18 protein-coding genes are annotated in these 16,050 nt (G+C 54.9%); 7 read left to right on the plus strand and 11 right to left on the minus strand.

Annotated elements, in window-relative coordinates:
* Position 1 precedes the first annotated feature (1 nt).
* The 3 genes from citF to citG are packed head-to-tail and all read left to right on the plus strand — an operon-like array spanning position 2 to position 2,853.
* Positions 2 to 1,519 carry a citrate lyase subunit alpha gene (gene citF, locus AC0LWE_RS09465; RefSeq protein WP_474265343.1) on the plus strand — a complete coding sequence of 506 codons (1,518 nt, stop codon included), beginning with the start codon at positions 2 to 4 and terminating at the stop codon, positions 1,517 to 1,519.
* A gap of 4 nt (positions 1,520 to 1,523) precedes the next feature.
* A complete protein-coding gene (gene citX / locus AC0LWE_RS09470; RefSeq protein WP_059177557.1) occupies positions 1,524 to 2,063 on the plus strand; it encodes a citrate lyase holo-[acyl-carrier protein] synthase in 540 nt (179 codons plus the stop codon).
* Complete coding sequence (citG, locus tag AC0LWE_RS09475; protein WP_219347398.1) at positions 2,041 to 2,853, plus strand: triphosphoribosyl-dephospho-CoA synthase CitG; 813 nt, start codon at positions 2,041 to 2,043, stop codon at positions 2,851 to 2,853. The genes citX and citG overlap by 23 nt, the downstream gene beginning before the upstream one ends.
* 20 nt (positions 2,854 to 2,873) lie before the next feature.
* Here citG and AC0LWE_RS09480 read toward each other — a convergent pair whose 3' ends face one another.
* The 4 genes from AC0LWE_RS09480 to mutY all read right to left on the minus strand — a co-directional run bounded on the left by AC0LWE_RS09480 (position 2,874) and on the right by mutY (position 6,949).
* Entirely contained in the window at positions 2,874 to 4,130 is a 1,257-nt protein-coding gene (locus tag AC0LWE_RS09480) for a nucleoside permease (protein ID WP_059177559.1), read from the minus strand.
* 334 nt (positions 4,131 to 4,464) lie between these two features.
* Positions 4,465 to 5,541 (minus strand): membrane-bound lytic murein transglycosylase MltC, encoded by a 1,077-nt coding sequence (gene mltC / locus AC0LWE_RS09485; RefSeq protein ID WP_202694072.1) that lies wholly within the window; start codon positions 5,539 to 5,541, stop codon positions 4,465 to 4,467.
* 56 nt (positions 5,542 to 5,597) lie between these two features.
* Positions 5,598 to 5,870 (minus strand): oxidative damage protection protein, encoded by a 273-nt coding sequence (locus AC0LWE_RS09490; protein WP_059177561.1) that lies wholly within the window; start codon positions 5,868 to 5,870, stop codon positions 5,598 to 5,600.
* Positions 5,871 to 5,896: 26 nt separating this feature from the next.
* Positions 5,897 to 6,949, minus strand: a complete 1,053-nt coding sequence (gene mutY / locus AC0LWE_RS09495) for an A/G-specific adenine glycosylase (protein WP_174343042.1) — start codon at positions 6,947 to 6,949, stop codon at positions 5,897 to 5,899.
* 144 nt (positions 6,950 to 7,093) lie between these two features.
* Between mutY and trmB the strand changes: the two genes are divergently transcribed.
* From trmB to AC0LWE_RS09510, 3 genes are read left to right on the plus strand one after another with little or no spacing between them, the layout of a single operon-like run.
* Positions 7,094 to 7,813 carry a tRNA (guanosine(46)-N7)-methyltransferase TrmB gene (gene trmB / locus AC0LWE_RS09500; RefSeq protein WP_059177563.1) on the plus strand — a complete coding sequence of 240 codons (720 nt, stop codon included), beginning with the start codon at positions 7,094 to 7,096 and terminating at the stop codon, positions 7,811 to 7,813.
* Positions 7,810 to 8,136 (plus strand): YggL family protein, encoded by a 327-nt coding sequence (locus tag AC0LWE_RS09505; RefSeq protein ID WP_095283305.1) that lies wholly within the window; start codon positions 7,810 to 7,812, stop codon positions 8,134 to 8,136. Before trmB ends, AC0LWE_RS09505 begins: the two co-directional genes overlap by 4 nt.
* Before the next feature lie 49 nt (positions 8,137 to 8,185).
* On the plus strand, positions 8,186 to 8,905 hold the full coding sequence (locus AC0LWE_RS09510; RefSeq protein WP_059177565.1) for a YggN family protein: 720 nt from the start codon (positions 8,186 to 8,188) through the stop codon (positions 8,903 to 8,905).
* A 151-nt stretch (positions 8,906 to 9,056) separates the two neighbouring features.
* Here AC0LWE_RS09510 and AC0LWE_RS09515 read toward each other — a convergent pair whose 3' ends face one another.
* The 6 genes from AC0LWE_RS09515 to AC0LWE_RS09540 form a co-directional block, all read right to left on the minus strand.
* The gene (locus AC0LWE_RS09515) at positions 9,057 to 9,395 is read right to left on the minus strand and encodes an endonuclease domain-containing protein (protein WP_202693905.1); all 339 of its coding nucleotides are present in this window, start codon (positions 9,393 to 9,395) and stop codon (positions 9,057 to 9,059) included.
* A gap of 63 nt (positions 9,396 to 9,458) precedes the next feature.
* Positions 9,459 to 10,601, minus strand: a complete 1,143-nt coding sequence (gene hemW / locus AC0LWE_RS09520; protein ID WP_059177567.1) for a radical SAM family heme chaperone HemW — start codon at positions 10,599 to 10,601, stop codon at positions 9,459 to 9,461.
* Positions 10,594 to 11,187 carry an RdgB/HAM1 family non-canonical purine NTP pyrophosphatase gene (locus AC0LWE_RS09525; RefSeq protein ID WP_219347399.1) on the minus strand — a complete coding sequence of 198 codons (594 nt, stop codon included), beginning with the start codon at positions 11,185 to 11,187 and terminating at the stop codon, positions 10,594 to 10,596. Before AC0LWE_RS09525 ends, hemW begins: the two co-directional genes overlap by 8 nt.
* A gap of 8 nt (positions 11,188 to 11,195) precedes the next feature.
* Positions 11,196 to 11,486: a DUF167 family protein YggU gene (gene yggU, locus AC0LWE_RS09530; protein WP_059177569.1), complete on the minus strand. Its 291-nt coding sequence runs from the start codon at positions 11,484 to 11,486 to the stop codon at positions 11,196 to 11,198.
* The gene (locus AC0LWE_RS09535) at positions 11,483 to 12,049 is read right to left on the minus strand and encodes a YggT family protein (protein WP_059177570.1); all 567 of its coding nucleotides are present in this window, start codon (positions 12,047 to 12,049) and stop codon (positions 11,483 to 11,485) included. Before AC0LWE_RS09535 ends, yggU begins: the two co-directional genes overlap by 4 nt.
* A gap of 21 nt (positions 12,050 to 12,070) precedes the next feature.
* Positions 12,071 to 12,772 carry a YggS family pyridoxal phosphate-dependent enzyme gene (locus AC0LWE_RS09540; protein ID WP_202693903.1) on the minus strand — a complete coding sequence of 234 codons (702 nt, stop codon included), beginning with the start codon at positions 12,770 to 12,772 and terminating at the stop codon, positions 12,071 to 12,073.
* Between the two features lie 17 nt (positions 12,773 to 12,789).
* Between AC0LWE_RS09540 and AC0LWE_RS09545 the strand changes: the two genes are divergently transcribed.
* Positions 12,790 to 13,770 carry a type IV pilus twitching motility protein PilT gene (locus tag AC0LWE_RS09545; protein ID WP_202667702.1) on the plus strand — a complete coding sequence of 327 codons (981 nt, stop codon included), beginning with the start codon at positions 12,790 to 12,792 and terminating at the stop codon, positions 13,768 to 13,770.
* On the opposite strand, the gene AC0LWE_RS09550 is transcribed toward AC0LWE_RS09545, so the two are convergent.
* Positions 13,767 to 16,025 (minus strand): FAD-dependent oxidoreductase, encoded by a 2,259-nt coding sequence (locus AC0LWE_RS09550; protein ID WP_219347400.1) that lies wholly within the window; start codon positions 16,023 to 16,025, stop codon positions 13,767 to 13,769. The genes AC0LWE_RS09545 and AC0LWE_RS09550 overlap by 4 nt on opposite strands.
* Positions 16,026 to 16,050 lie beyond the last annotated feature (25 nt).

Here is a 16,050-nt window from a genome sequence, read left to right on the forward strand (position 1 = left end):
AATGAATCAGACTGAACTTCTCCATGTAAATTTCCCCCATCTCAGGGGCCTAACACCGTTTGATACGGCCCACAGCGCAACGCCCTGGCTGGCTGACGTCGAAGCAAAGCATCAGCGTAAGCTGTGCGATTCCGTAGAGGACGCGGTAAAACGCTGCGGATTGCAGGACGGGATGACGATTTCGTTCCATCATGCGTTTCGCGAAGGCGATCGGGTGATCAATAGCGTGGTCGCGCTGCTGGCAAAAATGGGTTTTAAAAATCTCACGTTGGCTTCCAGCTCCTTGATGACGTGCAACGACGCACTGATCGAGCACATCGAAAGCGGCGTGATTACTCGTATTTATACCTCCGGGATGCGCGGCAAACTGGCGGATGCCATTTCTCACGGCCTGATGGACGAGCCGGTGCAAATCCACTCTCACGGCGGGCGCGTGAAGCTGCTGCAGGACGGTGAGCTGAACATCGACGTGGCGTTTCTTGGCGTGCCGTGTAGCGATGAGTTTGGCAATGCCAATGGGACGCACGGGAAATCCAGCTGCGGATCGCTGGGCTATGCGATGGTTGATGCGCAGTTTGCCCGCAAAGTGGTGCTGCTCACCGAAGAGATCGTGCCGTTCCCGAATATGCCCGCCAGCATCGTGCAGGATCGGGTGGACTATATCGTGCAGGTCGACAGCGTCGGCGATCCGGCGAAAATCAGCGTCGGCGCGGCGCGCGTCACCAGCAACCCGCGCGAGCTGATGATCGCCCGCTTTGCGGCGGACGTGATTGAACACTCGGGTTATTTCAAATCCGGCTTCTCGATGCAGACCGGTTCGGGCGCAGCGGCGACCGCCTGCACGCGCTTTATGGGCGAGAAAATGGAACGCAGCGGCGTGACCGCGCGTTTTGCGCTGGGCGGCATTACCGGCAGCCTGGTCGATCTGCATGAAAAAGGGTTAATTGAAAAGCTGCTCGATACCCAATGCTTTGACGGTCAGGCGGCGGCTTCGCTGGCGTGTAATCCGAATCATGTTGAGATTTCGACAAACGTGTATGCCAATCCGGGCAGCAAAGCGGCAAGCTGCGATCAGCTCGACGTGGTGATTTTAAGCGCGCTCGAAATCGACACGGATTTCAACGTGAATGTGATCACCGGTTCAGACGGGGTGATGCGCGGGGCGTCTGGCGGGCACTGTGACGTGGCCGCTGCCGCAAATCTCACGATTGTTGTTGCGCCGCTTTTACGCAGCCGCATTCCCACGGTTGTCAAACGCGTCACCACGCGCTTAACGCCGGGCGAGAGTATTGATGTGCTGGTGACTGACCACGGCATCGCGGTGAATCCGGCGCGCCCGGAAATCCGCGAACGGCTGGAAGCCGCAGGGTTAAAAATCGTTGATATCGAAGCGCTCTACGCGCGGGCGATTTCGTTGACCGGCGAGCCGAAACCTATCGAATTTACCGATAAAATCGTTGGCGTGATCCGCTACCGTGACGGCAGCGTGATCGACACCGTCCGACAGGTGAAGGAGTAACATCATGACGATAGCGACACCCGTGCGTGCGGGTGTCAGCCTTGACGCGCTGCTGGCGGCAAAAGAAAACCGCGCGGCGCGACAGGCTGACTGGCTCACGCACTACCAACAACCGGTCATTTCCCTCACGTTAGTTACGCCGGGGGAAGTGAAAGACAGCCTGCGCTATCGCAACAGCATGGGCGTGGCGTTGCAGATGTGCGATCAGCTGCTGTGGGAACACCGCTGGCAAGTCCTCGACCGCCAGGTGCTGTGGCTGCCTACCGGGCCAGAAGCGCTGTGGTGCGTGGCCCATCAGGCACCGGAAATCAAAGCCCACTGCGCACAGCTGGAGCAGAGTCACCCGCTCGGCCGACTCTGGGATATCGATGTGATTTGCCCGACGGATGGGCATGTCGGGCGGCAATCGCTGGGTTCACATATGCGTCGCTGCCTGATCTGCGATGAACCGGCGCACGCCTGCTCACGTTCGCGTCAGCATCCGGTTGAACAGGTCGTGGCTCGCGTGGAGAAGATGATTGATGACTGGTTTGCTCGCGACTAAACCGCGCTGCGTCAGCGTGCCGGAGCTGGCTGAAGAGGCGCTCTGGCACGAACTTGAATTAACGCCCAAGCCGGGGCTGGTGGATAAGCTCAATAGCGGCGCGCATCGCGATATGGATCACGCGCTGTTTGTCCGCAGCATCAAGGCGATTGCCCCCTGGTTTGTACGTTTTGCCGAACTGGGGAGCGAACATGCGGAGAAAGCTGCAGCGGAGCAATTGCGTCTGATTCGCCCAATGGGCATCGCGTGCGAGCAGGCGATGTATGCCGCAACGGGCGGGGTAAATACGCATAAAGGCGGGATTTTCTCGCTGGGTTTGCTCTGTTTCACTGCCGGACGCGTGCGAAATGCGACGGCCGACACGCTGTGTTGTGAGATCGGTAACATTTGTCGCGGGCTGGTTGAGCGTGAACTTGCAGGCCGCAGCGGTATGTCGACGGCAGGCGAGCGGCAATATCAGCAGTTTGGTCTGACCGGCGCACGCGGCGAAGCGGAGAGCGGGTTCACGACGGTGCGCAACGTATTGACGCAGTGGGAGGGCGGCTCGCTTCACGAGCTGCTTCTGCGTCTGATGGCGGTTAATCAGGATAGCAATCTGGTGTCGCGGGGCGGAATGGACGGGCTGCGCTATGTGCAGAATTATGCACGGAATTTACTGACTCACGGTTGGGATAGCGAGGCACTGATCGAGATGGATCAGGCGTTTATTACGCGGAATTTAAGTCCAGGTGGCAGTGCGGATTTGCTGTCGGTGGGATGGGTTTTAGGAACAATGTCCCTCTCCCGTTAAGGAGAGGGATTTGAGCACGTTTAGTGCGCGATAGGCTGTGCACCCGTCGGAACGCGAACGTGTTTGTACTTGAACAAGGCAATGAAGGCAAAGAACAGCACCAGCGAGTAACCCGCGAAGATCAGCCACACTGGCTGCCAGTCGGTGATACCGTTAGTGGTGTAGGCTTCAACCACTTTTCCGCTCACCACGCCGCCAAGAATACAGCCGAAACCGTTGGTCATCATCAGGAACATACCCTGAGCACTGGCGCGGATTTCAGGCTTCACTTCTTTTTCGACAAACACCGAACCCGAGATGTTGAAGAAGTCGAAGGCGCAACCGTAAACAATCATCGACAGAACCAGCAGCACGGTACCGAATGCGCTTGGATCGCCATAGGCGAACAGACCGAAGCGCAGCATCCACGCGAAGATACTGATCAGCATAACGTTTTTGATGCCGTAACGGCTCAGGAAGAACGGAATGGTCAGGATAAACAGGGTTTCGGAAATCTGCGAAATCGACATCATCACCGAGGCGTGTTCAACGATAAAGCTGCCTGAGAACAGCGGATTGTTATCGAAGCTGTGCAGGAAGGTGTTGCCGAACATGTTGGTGATTTGCAGCTCTGCGCCCAGCAGCATGGAGAAGATAAAGAAGACCGCCATGCGTTTGTTTTTGAACAGCGCGAACGCGTCCAGACCGAGCATTGAGCTCCAGCTCTGCTGTTTCTGCTGGTTCGAGACCGGCACGTGCGGCAGCGTCAGGGTAAACAGCGCCAGCACCACAGACAGCGCAGCACCGATGTAAAGCTGCATATGGCTCAGTTCAAAGCCCGCAAAGCTCACGCCCCACATCGCCATGATAAAGCCGATAGTGCCCCAGATACGGATTGGTGGGAAATCCGTCACGATATCCATGCCCGCAGATTTGATGCGGTGGTAGGAGATGGTGTTGATCAAGCCAAGCGTTGGCATGTAGGCCAGCGAGTTGAGCAAGATAACCATAAACATCGCGCCAGGCGTGGTGACGCCGGCCGCCATAAACAGCGTACCTGCACCGACCAGGTGGCAAATCGCATAAAGCCATTTGGCGCTGATCCATTTATCCGCCACGATGCCCAACAGCGTTGGCATAAATACCGCCGCAATACCGAGCGAGCTGTATACCGCGCCAATAGACGCACCATCAAACTTCAGCGTCACAAACATGTAGGAGCCAAGCGTGGTTAGCCAGCTCCCCCACAGACAGAACTGCAGAAACGACAAGATTTTAAGCTGCAGCTTAAGGTTCATGTTACTTTCCTCACAATTGAGCGGGAGATATGTTGTTTTGTAAACATTCAGGGGTTTAATTTGATGCAATTCTACCAGCAGGGAACAATATGTTTTGTTACCTCCCGCAAAAAAATGCAATCCACATTAATTTGCAGTTTGGATTGTGATGCAAATAACATTTTCGTATGGATGGCGTGTGCGGTTTGATGCCCTCACCCTAACCCTCTCCCACAGGGAGAGGGAATAGGACTCCAGTTTCTCGCGCAGGGAGAGGGAATCGGACCCCGTTTCTCGCACAGGGAGAGGGCGTCTGGACAACCCTCTCCGCGTGCGAGAGGGTTGGGTGACAGGACTAGCGGCGGCGATAGTTCTTTTGCGCGGTATTCACTTTGTACAGATAGCGGCGGGATTCCCCAGACGGGTGACGGGTGGTCAGCGTCTGGTAAACATCGCCCGGTGCCATGCTGTTAATGATGTTCGCGGCCTGCACTTTGTCGCTTGAGAACACGCGCAACACGCTGCCTGCGCCGCCGTTGTAGGCGGTAATCACTGCGTAACGACGTGACGTCGGGTTATCAATCCCGCCCAGATAGACATTGTTCAGCATCGCCAGATAAGCCGTGCCGGTATCAATGTTGCTCTCAGGATCGAACAGATAACTGCGGCTCGGTGTGCCGGATTTGCCCTGCGAGCGGAACACGTCTTTCCCCGCGCTGTGTTGAACAACCTGCATGAGCCCTAACGCGTCGGAACGGCTGACGGCATACGGGTTGAAGGAGGATTCGGTTTGCATAATCGCCAGGATCAAGGATTCATCAACACCATATTTCCGCGAAGCCTGACGCACCATGCCAACGTATTTATGCGCACGCTTGTCGAGGTGGTTCGGTACCAGATTGATGGTGACGCTGTAGATGATTTTCAGGCCATTGGCACGGCTCTTGAGGCGCGTTTGCAGCAGATAATCTGCAAACGTAGTGGCGCGTCCTTCCCAACGAATGGGCTGGCCGGTCTGATCGACGACCTGACCGTACAGGTACGGTTCTTTGGAGATGGTCACATCGTCGGCGTCTGAATAGAGGTCAATCGAGCCGGGATCGTCACCCATCAGCAGGGTTTTCACGATCGCCTGACGCAAATGCGCGGCCGGTTCGGTACCCGCGATGGTTTCGATCGTTATCGTACCGTCATCAAAGTTGATGTGGCTTCGGGTCTGGTAAGCGTCGGTATATTTAACGTAGTCCTTGGGTCCCGCGATCAGAACTTCGTTAAAACCCCAAATGTTTTCGATGTTATGGGCAAACTGCCCCATCAGAATGTCAAAACCGTTCGTGTCCTTTACCCAGGCTTCGTTATAGCTATCGCCTTTTTTACTGGAACAAGACACAAGCAACGGCGCAACAAGGGCTAGCGCTAATAATTTTTTCATCATTCCGGGACTGCGTGTTGTGTTTGCTAGAACGGCGGGGTTGTCCCCGCACGCTGTTATTTTTCTGGCGGCGTGTAGCCTTCGATGTGAACGTCTTTCCCTTCGAACAAGAAGTTCACCATTTCTGCTTCAAGCAGTTTGCGGTGATCCGGGTTCATCATCGTGAGTTTTTTCTCGTTGATGAGCATGGTCTGTTTCTGCTGCCACTGCGCCCAGGCTTCTTTAGAGATCTCGTTAAAAATGCGTTTTCCCAAATCGCCCGGATAGAGCTGAAAGTCTTGCCCTTCGGCGTCGCGCTGCAGATAGGTACAAAAAATTGTTCTGGCCATACTCATTCCTCTTGATGTTACCAAAGCTAAACCACTGCTCCGGCACGTAATTGTTGTAACAGGCGCTCCACCGGAGCGGCCAGCCCGACCGATGGCGGTTGCGCTAAGTTATACCAGAGACCCGTTCCTTCATCCATGCATGAGGCGAATGAGGACACGGGAAGCCACATTGGCACAATATCTAAATGAAAATGGCTAAAGGTGTGGCGAAATGCGTTAAGTTGCGTGAGATTATCGGCGCTAATGCCACGTTCTGCCAGCCACTGACGCAGCCCTTCTTCGGTTTCGAACTGTGGGAAACAGAATAATCCGCCCCACAAACCGCTCGGCGGACGCTGGGCCAGATAGGCATCATCACCATGCTGCATCAGCAACATATACCCGGTGCGCTCAGGAAGTATCTGCCTGGGTTTTTTGCCCGGGTATTGCGCCCATGAATGATTCGCATAGGCCACGCAGAGATTATTAACCGGACAAAGCTCGCACTTCGGTTTTGAGCGCGTGCACACGATAGCGCCCAAATCCATCATCGCCTGGTTAAAACGCTCAACCCCTTTCGCCGGGGTGACGGCTTCGCTGATTTCCCATAAACGCTTTTCGACCTCTTTTTTACCCGGCCAGCCATCCACCGCATAACAGCGAGCCAGCACGCGTTTCACGTTGCCGTCGAGAATCGGAAAATGTTTGCCGAGTGCAAGGGACAGCACCGCGCCAGCCGTGGAGCGTCCAACGCCGGGCAGCGCTGCCACGTCTTCAAACGTTTCTGGAAATTTACCCTGATGCGTCGTTGCCACCTGTTGCGCGGCTTTGTGCAGATTGCGCGCGCGGGCGTAATAGCCAAGCCCCGTCCACAGGTGCAGCACTTCGTCTAAGGGTGCATTGGCGAGATCGGTGATTGTCGGGAAGCGCGTCATAAAGCGCTCAAAATAGGGGATAACCGTCGCGACCTGCGTTTGTTGCAACATCACCTCAGAGAGCCATACTTTGTACGGCGTTTTTTCAATTTGCCAGGGCAGGGTTTTACGCCCGTATTTGTCGTACCAGTCCAGCACCTGGGCTGAAAATTGAGAGGCATGCATGGTCATTGATTCACCTTATTTGGGACGCAGATTGCAGCACAGCGCCCTTCGACTGTAAACCGGATCTTTCCCATGCTTGCATACAAGGCTTAACTTTGGATAATGCCCGTTTCCCGAACACTCTCACAAGCAGACTACTCTTTTATGAAAAACGACGTCATTTCACCGGAATTTGATGAAAACGGTCGCCCGCTGCGCCGTATTCGCAGCTTTGTCCGCCGCCAGGGGCGCCTGACAAAAGGGCAGCAACACGCGCTGGATAACTACTGGCCGGTGATGGGCGTTGAGTTCAGCGAACAGCCTGTCGACTTCGCCGAGCTGTTTGGTCGCAACGGACCGATTACGCTGGAGATTGGTTTTGGCATGGGCACGTCGCTGGTAACCATGGCGAAAGCGCGTCCGGAGCAAAACTTCCTGGGTATTGAGGTTCACTCCCCGGGCGTGGGCGCGTGCCTGGCAACGGCGCATGAAGAGGGCATCGAGAACCTGCGCGTGATGTGCCACGACGCGGTTGAAGTGCTGCACAAAATGATTCCTGACAATTCTTTGAACATGGTTCAGCTCTTTTTCCCTGACCCATGGCACAAAGCACGTCATAATAAACGCCGCATCGTTCAGGCAGAATTTGCTGAGCTTGTGAAAAGTAAGCTAAAACTCGGCGGCGTCTTTCACATGGCGACCGACTGGGAGCCGTATGCGGAACATATGCTGGAAGTTATGTCGTCTCTGGATGGGTACAAAAACCTGTCTGAGAATAACGATTATGTACCGCGCCCGGATTCACGTCCGGTGACAAAATTTGAACAGCGTGGCCATCGTCTTGGTCACGGTGTATGGGACTTAATGTTCGAGAGGGTGAAATAATGGCAAACCGTAGCCGTCGTCTGCGTAAAAAGATGCACATCGAAGAATTCCAGGAAGTTGGCTTTTCTGTCGCGTGGCGTTTCCCGGAAGGCACCAGTGTAGAAACGATTGATAAGGAAGTTGACGCCTTTATCGATGAAGTCATCGAGCCAAATAAACTGGCGTTTGATGGCAGTGGCTACCTGTCGTGGGAAGGGCTGATCTGCAAGCAAGAAATCGGTAAATGCACCGAAGAGCAGCAGGCACTTGTACGTAAATGGCTGGAAGACCGCAAATTCGAAGAGGTGCGCGTCAGCGAACTTTTCGATATTTGGTGGGACTAACTAGCAAAGGGCCGGCACATGCCGGCCCGTTTTGTCTTGAGGGATTGATATGATGCACAAAACGCTGCTGGCTGTGGCACTGATGACAACCGCGTTGACGGCGCATGCGGAATACAAATGTGAAGTCACACCGCGCGACGATGTGATCCTGAATCCGCAAACCGTCCAGGTGAAAGGCGAAAACGGCAACCTGGTCATCACGCCTGATGGCAATGTGATGTTTAACGGCAAACAATATACCCTAAGCGCGGCGCAGCGCGAGCAGGCAAAAGATTATCAGGCCGATCTCCGCGCCGCGCTTCCGTGGATTGACGAAGGTGCGCTTACCCGCGTAGAGAAAGGGCGCGTGGCGCTGGATAAGATCATAGCAAAAGAAGTGGGGGAGAATAGCAATATGCGCTCTCGCCTGACCAAGCTGGACGCGCAGCTGAAAGAACAGATGAATCGCATTCTTGAGCATCGTACCGATGGCCTGACGTTCCACTACAAGGCTATCGATCAGGTGCGTGCCGACGGACAAAACCTGGTGAATCAGGCGATGGGCGGTATCCTGCAGGACAGCATCAATGAGATGGGGGCGAAAGCCGTTCTGAAAGGCGGTGGTAACCCGCTGCAGGGCGTTTTAGGTAGCCTTGGTGGTCTGCAAACCTCCATTCAAAATGAGTGGAAAAATCAGGAAGCCGATTTCCAGAAGTTTGGCAAAGATGTGTGCAAGCGTGTCGTAACACTTGAAGACAGCCGCAAGGCGCTGGTGGGATCGCTGAAGTAAGATTTCTGCGCGCGGGGCCCCTCACCCCGGCCCTCTCCCCAAGGGAGAGGGAGGAAAGTTTACCGCTTCTACGCGAAAAAGTGGGTGAATGCGTTCCTTCGTTCCATGCAGAAGAGATGACGAAAGCGTTCCCTCTCCCTGTGGGAGAGGGTTAGGGTGAGGGCATCAGGCATTGAAGGTGCTCAAGAATAACGCTTAGCACACCCTCTTCATTCGATCTGAACTCGTTATTCCAGAACCGAATCACTTTCCAGCCATTGTCATTCAAAAATGCCGATCTGCGTTGATCATACGCAACGTCATCCTGATGCTGACCCCCATCCAGTTCCACTATCAGGCGCGCTTTAAAACAGGCGAAATCCACGATATATGTCCCAATCGGCGTTTGGCGGCGAAACGTATAGCCAAAGAAGTGGCGATCTCTGAGCAAATACCAGAGGCGTGATTCCTCAGGTGTCATTTCAATGCGGAGTTGTTTTAATTTTTCCATCCCCACACTCTGCCAGCCTTTCGGTCAGCCAGCAGAGCGGGATGCAAAATCCTGAATCTGTCTTCAGGAGTCGTCGGCGAGGAACAGCTCAAGAAGGGAGTTTAAGAACAGTTTCCCGTGTTCAGTAATCTGCCAGTAAGTGTCGCACTCCGTCAGATACCCTTTCGCCAGCGCCTCATCAATCTGCGGACGAATAACGGATTCAGGCAGGCCCGTGTAACGCGCAAACTCTGCACGTGGCGCCGGTTCCAGCAAACGGAAACGGTTCATAAAGAACTCAAACGGTTTGTCTTCCACTTCCACATCATGCTGGCGTTCAAGGTAACGGCCTTCCATATATCCGCGCGGATGGCGCGTTTTGGCGGTGCGCAAAATGCGTCCGTCCGGGAAGGTGATTTTACCGTGTGCGCCACAGCCAATCCCCAAATAGTCGCCAAAGCGCCAGTAGTTGAGATTGTGCTGGCACTGATAACCCGGTTTTGCGTAGGCCGATGTTTCGTACTGCTGATACCCCGCCGCCGTCAGAATCTGATGCCCTTGTTCGAAAATATCCCACAGCGCGTCGTCATCAGGCAGCTTCGGCGGACGTGAGCCAAACAGCGTATTAGGCTCGATGGTGAGCTGATACCAGGAGAGATGCGGCGGATTCAGCTCTATCGCCTGGCGCAAATCGTCAAGCGCCTCTTCCAGCGACTGATCCGGCAGGCCGTGCATCAAATCAAGATTAAAGCTCCGCAGCCCAAGACCGGTTGCCAGATGCGCTGCCCGCTTCGCTTCAGCCGACCCGTGAATGCGGCCCAGACGTTTAAGTTTTGGCTCGCTAAAGCTCTGTACACCGATGGAAATACGGTTGACCCCGGCACGCTGGTAATCGACAAAACGATCGGCCTCAACGGTGCCAGGATTCGCTTCCATGGTAATTTCTGCATCTGCTGCCAGATTCAGACGCGCACGCACGCCGTCCAGCAGCGTCTGCATCGCCGGGCCAGAAAGCAGGCTCGGCGTCCCGCCACCAATGAAAATGGTCTTAACTTCACGTCCCTGTGCGTAAGATACGTCGGCATCCAGATCGCTTAAAAGATGCTGAACGTAGTCATCATGCGGCACTTCGCCTTTCAGCGCGTGTGAATTGAAATCGCAGTACGGGCATTTCTGCACGCACCAGGGGATATGAATATACAGACTCAGAGGTGGCAAATTAGCCATTACGTAATGCTTCCAGTAACAGTTTTAACGCGCGACCCCGGTGGGAAATCGCACTTTTTTCTTCGCGGGTTAGTTCCGCCGCGGTTTTGTCCTCAGACGGGACAAAGAAAATGGGGTCATAGCCAAAGCCGCCGCTGCCAGCAGACTCGCGAGCAATCACGCCTGGCCAGCTTCCGTGGCAGACAATCGGTGTTGGGTCTTCGGCATGACGCATATACACCAGCACACAGTGAAACTGCGCCTGACGCTGTGCATCCGGCACGTCTTTTAGCGTTTCGAGCAGTTTTTCCAGATTCTGCTGGTCAGTCGCATCAACGCCGTAATAACGTGCGGAATAAATACCCGGTGCGCCGCCCAGCGCATCAACCGCCAGACCAGAGTCATCGGCGATAGCGGGTAGGCCCGTCACCTGCGCGGCATGGCGTGCTTTCAGAATCGCATTTTCGATAAAGGTCAGACCGGTCTCTTCCGCGGAATCCACGCCCAACTCGGTTTGTGCCACGACGTCCAGGCCAAAATCATTTAATAGCGAGGCCAGCTCACGCACTTTACCGGCGTTACCGGTAGCGAGAACAACTTTCTGCATGGTGTTTCCTACTCTGTCAGTGCCGCGACTTCCGTCGGGATGTTTTGCGGATTAAGGATTTTTACCTGTTTATGGCGTCCCAGCTCACCCTTTTCAATAATGACCTGACTTTTGGCGACGCGAAACTGTTTAGCCAGATATTTGGTTAAATGCGCGTTAGCCTGACCGTCAACGGGTGGGGCGGTGATGGCGACTTTTAGCTCGTCGCCATGCAATCCAACAATGCTGTCACGGCTGGCTTTAGGCTGAATATACAGCCGTAAAACCAGCCCATCGGGACAAGTGCTCACAGCACTCATAGCGCCATCCACAGCCCCGGCAGCAGCATATTGCCTGTTGACTGTAACAGCTCAGCGATACCCATGTTCAGCACATAAAGCAGCAGCACCAGGATCATCGGTGAAAAATCGATACCGCCCATAGAAGGCAATAAATTACGGATCGGACGCAGCAACGGTTCGGTCAACTGAATCATCGCGTATTCAACCGGGCTGCGACCACGGCTTACCCAGCTCATGACGGCCATCACCAGCAGCACCCAGAAGATCAGCAGACCAATGGTTTTCACCAGAATGAGCACCGCTGCGATCCAGATGATGGGCTGGAACGTGATCACCATAAACAGCACAATGGCTTTGATGACGCTGAGAATAAACGCCACCAGCATTGAGGCGCTATCAATTGGCCCCATCGGTGGGATGATACGACGCAGCGGGCCAATGACAGGTTGCGTAATTTTCACCACAAACTGCGAGAATGGATTGTAAAAATCGCAACGGGCCCACTGCATCCAGACGCGTAACAGCAGCGCCATCGTGTACAGTTCAATGACCGTTGAGAGCAGGAAAGTCAACGTCTTCATGGCGTTCCTCAGGTTTCCTTATTATTGGGTGTAATCGCGCGCACCGAAAATTGCTGTGCCGATGCGCACCATCGTGCTGCCAGCCGCGATTGCGGCCTCCATATCGTCCGACATGCCCAGTGAAAGCGTGTCTACGGTAACGTAGCGTGCTTTAAGCGCTTCAAATGCTACAGCCATTTGCTGTGCCACGGCAAACTGCCTTTCATACTCTGTTTCTGGGGCGGGGATCGCCATCAGTCCACGCAGACGTAGACCGGGGAGTTCCGCGACCTGGGCGGCCAGCGCGTCCAGCTCAGCAAGCGTAATGCCTGACTTGCTGTTTTCGTCACTAATATTTATTTGAATCAATACGTTCAGTGGCGCTTTGCCAGCCGGACGCTGTTCACTTAAACGCGTGGCGATACGCAGACGATCGACGGTATGGCACCAGTCAAAATGCTCTGCCACCAGACGACTTTTGTTCGACTGCAAGGGACCAATAAAGTGCCATTGTAGACCCGTCATTCCTGTTTCCTGAAAATGACGAATTTTGTCCACACCCTCCTGAACGTAGTTTTCACCAAACTCACGTTGCCCTGCGGCAATAGCTTCTGCGATGGCGCTCGCAGGCTTGGTTTTACTGACTGCAAGCAGCGAAACTTCTTCTGAAGCACGGCCGCAACGTGTTGCTGCGGCTGAGATTTTGTCCCTGACCTGTGCCAGGTTATGCGCAATGTCGTTCATTTTCCGGGGAGTGTCGTATGGATATGGAAGAAATTGTGGCCCTTAGTGTAAAGCATAATGTCTCGGATCTACACCTGTGCAGCAATTCACCACCGCGCTGGCGTCGTTTGGGTCATCTTGAATCTGCACCTTTTCCCGCCCCGGATGTTCAGCTGTTCCTTAAAGCCTGGCTCAACGACGAGCAGGAGGGGGCATGGTGGGCGAATGGGCAGGTGGATTTCGCCGTATCGATGAACAGCGGGCAACGTTTGCGCGCCAGCGCATTTAACCAAATTCATGGTACCTCTATAACGCTCAGATTGTTGCCAGTGACCTGTCCAACGCTGTCAGAGCTTACGGCGCCTAAAGTCATCCCCGATCTACTTTCCAGTGACAACGGGTTGATTCTGGTCACCGGCGCCACTGGCAGCGGAAAATCCACCACGCTGGCGGCGATGGTGGATCATCTCAATAGCCATTGCGACGGGCATATTCTTACTCTTGAAGATCCGGTGGAGTTTATTTATCAAAGCAATCGCTGTCTGATTCAACAGCGAGAAATTGGCCTGCATTGCCCTTCCTTTTCTCAGGCGCTACGTGCGGCATTACGTGAAGATCCCGACGTCATTTTGCTGGGCGAGTTGCGGGATAGCGAAACGATCCGCCTCGCGCTAACGGCCGCAGAAACCGGGCATCTGGTATTGGCGACGCTGCATACCCGAGGTGCGTCTCAGGCCATCGAACGGCTGGTGGATACTTTTCCTGCCGAGGAAAAAGATCCTGTAAGAAACCAGCTGGCGGGGAGCTTGCGCGCGGTACTGGCGCAAAAGCTTGAGCGCGATGCGCAGGGCGGGCGAGTGGCGCTTTTCGAAATGCTGGTGAACACGCCTGCATCCGCGAATCTCATTCGTGAGGGGAAAACCTGGCAACTGCCCGGCATCATTCAAACCGGGCAGCAGGCAGGGATGCAAAACTTTGACCAAAGCCTGGCCGAACGCAAGGCGCAGGGACGGCTCTAGCGCACGTTGAGCGCATAGACGGCGGGGCGTGCGCCCGCAGTGCCAAGGATCTCCAGGGTGATCGTTTTTGCGGTAAGAGGGGTGATGAAGCGATGTTCACAGACGGCGTGATGATTATGTTCAACGTAGGCAATCAGATTGCCATCAGCCCACAGCCGATACTGCGTAATGCAATGCGGGGTAATGGCCTGGTGATGGCCCATCTGCACCGTCTCCATCGCATTGTCGAAGTCATTATCCTGGATAAGCGTCAGAGACTGGATACGTTGTGGGGTTTCCCATGTCCAGACGACCTGTGGGGCAGGGTCATTGTCGGCGGGGATCCACGCGTTGGTTTGCTGCTCAGGGCGCAGACGGCCATTAAGCAGGTTATCAGGCGCATAGCAGTGAAGCGGTGCATCCAGCTGCATTGCCGGGAAGATTTGATGCGGATGGCGGCGCGGCAGCCAGAAATCAAACTCCTCCACGCCGTAATCACCGTCAGAAACCTGACGGGTCTGTTTTGCCACGCGTTTATTCAGGCTGTTAAACACGGTCATCAGGCCGGGCAAACGGGTTTGGGTGAGAGCAATATCAATCTCGTTGCAGGCATCGAAGATGACAAAAACGTACTGATCGCGATCGCTGGTCCAGTCAAATGTGCAGCGGTATTCCTGTTCGCCATGGACGTCGATTGTCGTTGCGTCGTAATGGCATTCAGGCGTGAAGTTGCCTGCCTTTTCGCTACCGAACAGCGAAATTGTGAGGTGCCGTGGCATGCCGGCACGCAGACGAAACGTCATGGCAGGCAGCGTCTCGCCGCGTTTTATGGGCAACAGTATCGCCATCCGCGCCGCAAGCGGCAGCCATTCGCCGTTGGGTTCAAGCGAGGTCAGCACGTACTCACTACTGGTCGAGACCGTCGCGCCGAGTGCCGGATTGTCGAGCCACTGACGGGGGATATAACATCCGGTTTCCTGCAAATGCTGTTGAAGGTCACGAATACGATCGCGGTCAGCGAGCCTCTGAGGCGTCAGGTTATGCGTATGGCACAGCGCAGCGGCGCGACCAACGACTTCACCGAGCAGCCCGCAGGTACACATCACGCGGGCGCTGCCGAAGGCAACGTGCGAAGCAGAAATCAGTCTGCCTGTCAGGAACAGATTATCCAGCGAGCGGCTATACAGCGAGCGAAACGGAATGGTGTACGTGCCTTTGCTGTGAAACTGTCGGCAGCCGTCGTGGGTGCTGTAAACACCGTCCGCCGGGTGCAGGTCAATCGACCAGCCGCCGTACGCAACCGCATCATAGTGATCGCGTTGCTCGATGATGTCCTGCTGGCAAAGAATATGATCGCCAATAAAACGGCGGCTTTCTCTTTTTCCGGGAATGGCACCGACCCACTCAATCGTCAGATTTTCTGCATCCGGGAACTCGCCGGAGTTTTTAATATAATCCCAGACGCCCCAGACGATTTTCCACAACTCCCATTTTATCTCCTCGCTCTGGTGGACGGTATCAAGACGTCCTCCCCACTCCAGCCACCACAGATCGCAGCCGTTAAGCGTCGAGGTCAAACGTTTATAGCGGGGGATCTCTGTGATGTCTTTGAGCGCAAACGAGGGGGCAACAAAGTTCACCGGCTCGGCGGTACGTTTGGTGTAGAAATAGATGGAGTGGCCAAGCTTATGCCCGAAGTGATCGCCGGGAGCCATTTTCTCACCCAATTCATCAATCTCTTCTGCCCCTTCGCGATACTCCGCCCCAGCCAGAAAACCGAGTACCCCATCACCCGTCGCATCGCAAAACTGCGCGGCGCGCACCGTGTAAAAGGTTTCGTTGATGGCATTAAATGCGCTGACGGCAGTGATGCGCGAGCCGGTTTTCTCCACATCATAAACGGCGGTGTTCAGCAGCAGCGTCAGCCCTGGCTGGCTTCTCGCAAGATCAAGCAGAACCAGGTCGAACATCACCGGATTCCCCTCTTTATTGCGCCAGAGGTTCTCCTCAAGGATCTCCCCCATGATGCCACCCTCGCGTGCCCAGCGATTATTATTGCCCATGTGCGACGTCGCGCCATTGGCCCAGAGGCGCACTTCGCTGGAGGCATTTCCTCCCAATACAGGGCGGTCCTGAATCAGGACGACATTCAGACCATCGCGCGCCGCTGCCAGGGCCGCACACAATCCGGCAAGCCCACCACCTGCGACCAGCAGATCGGCTTCAAGCGCCGAGACGGGAAAGGTTCTGGCATCATTTGGGGGATAGATTTTCATGACCTTGTATCCTTTTGAACTGGCG

Source organism: Lelliottia sp. RD5, from assembly GCF_056032945.1.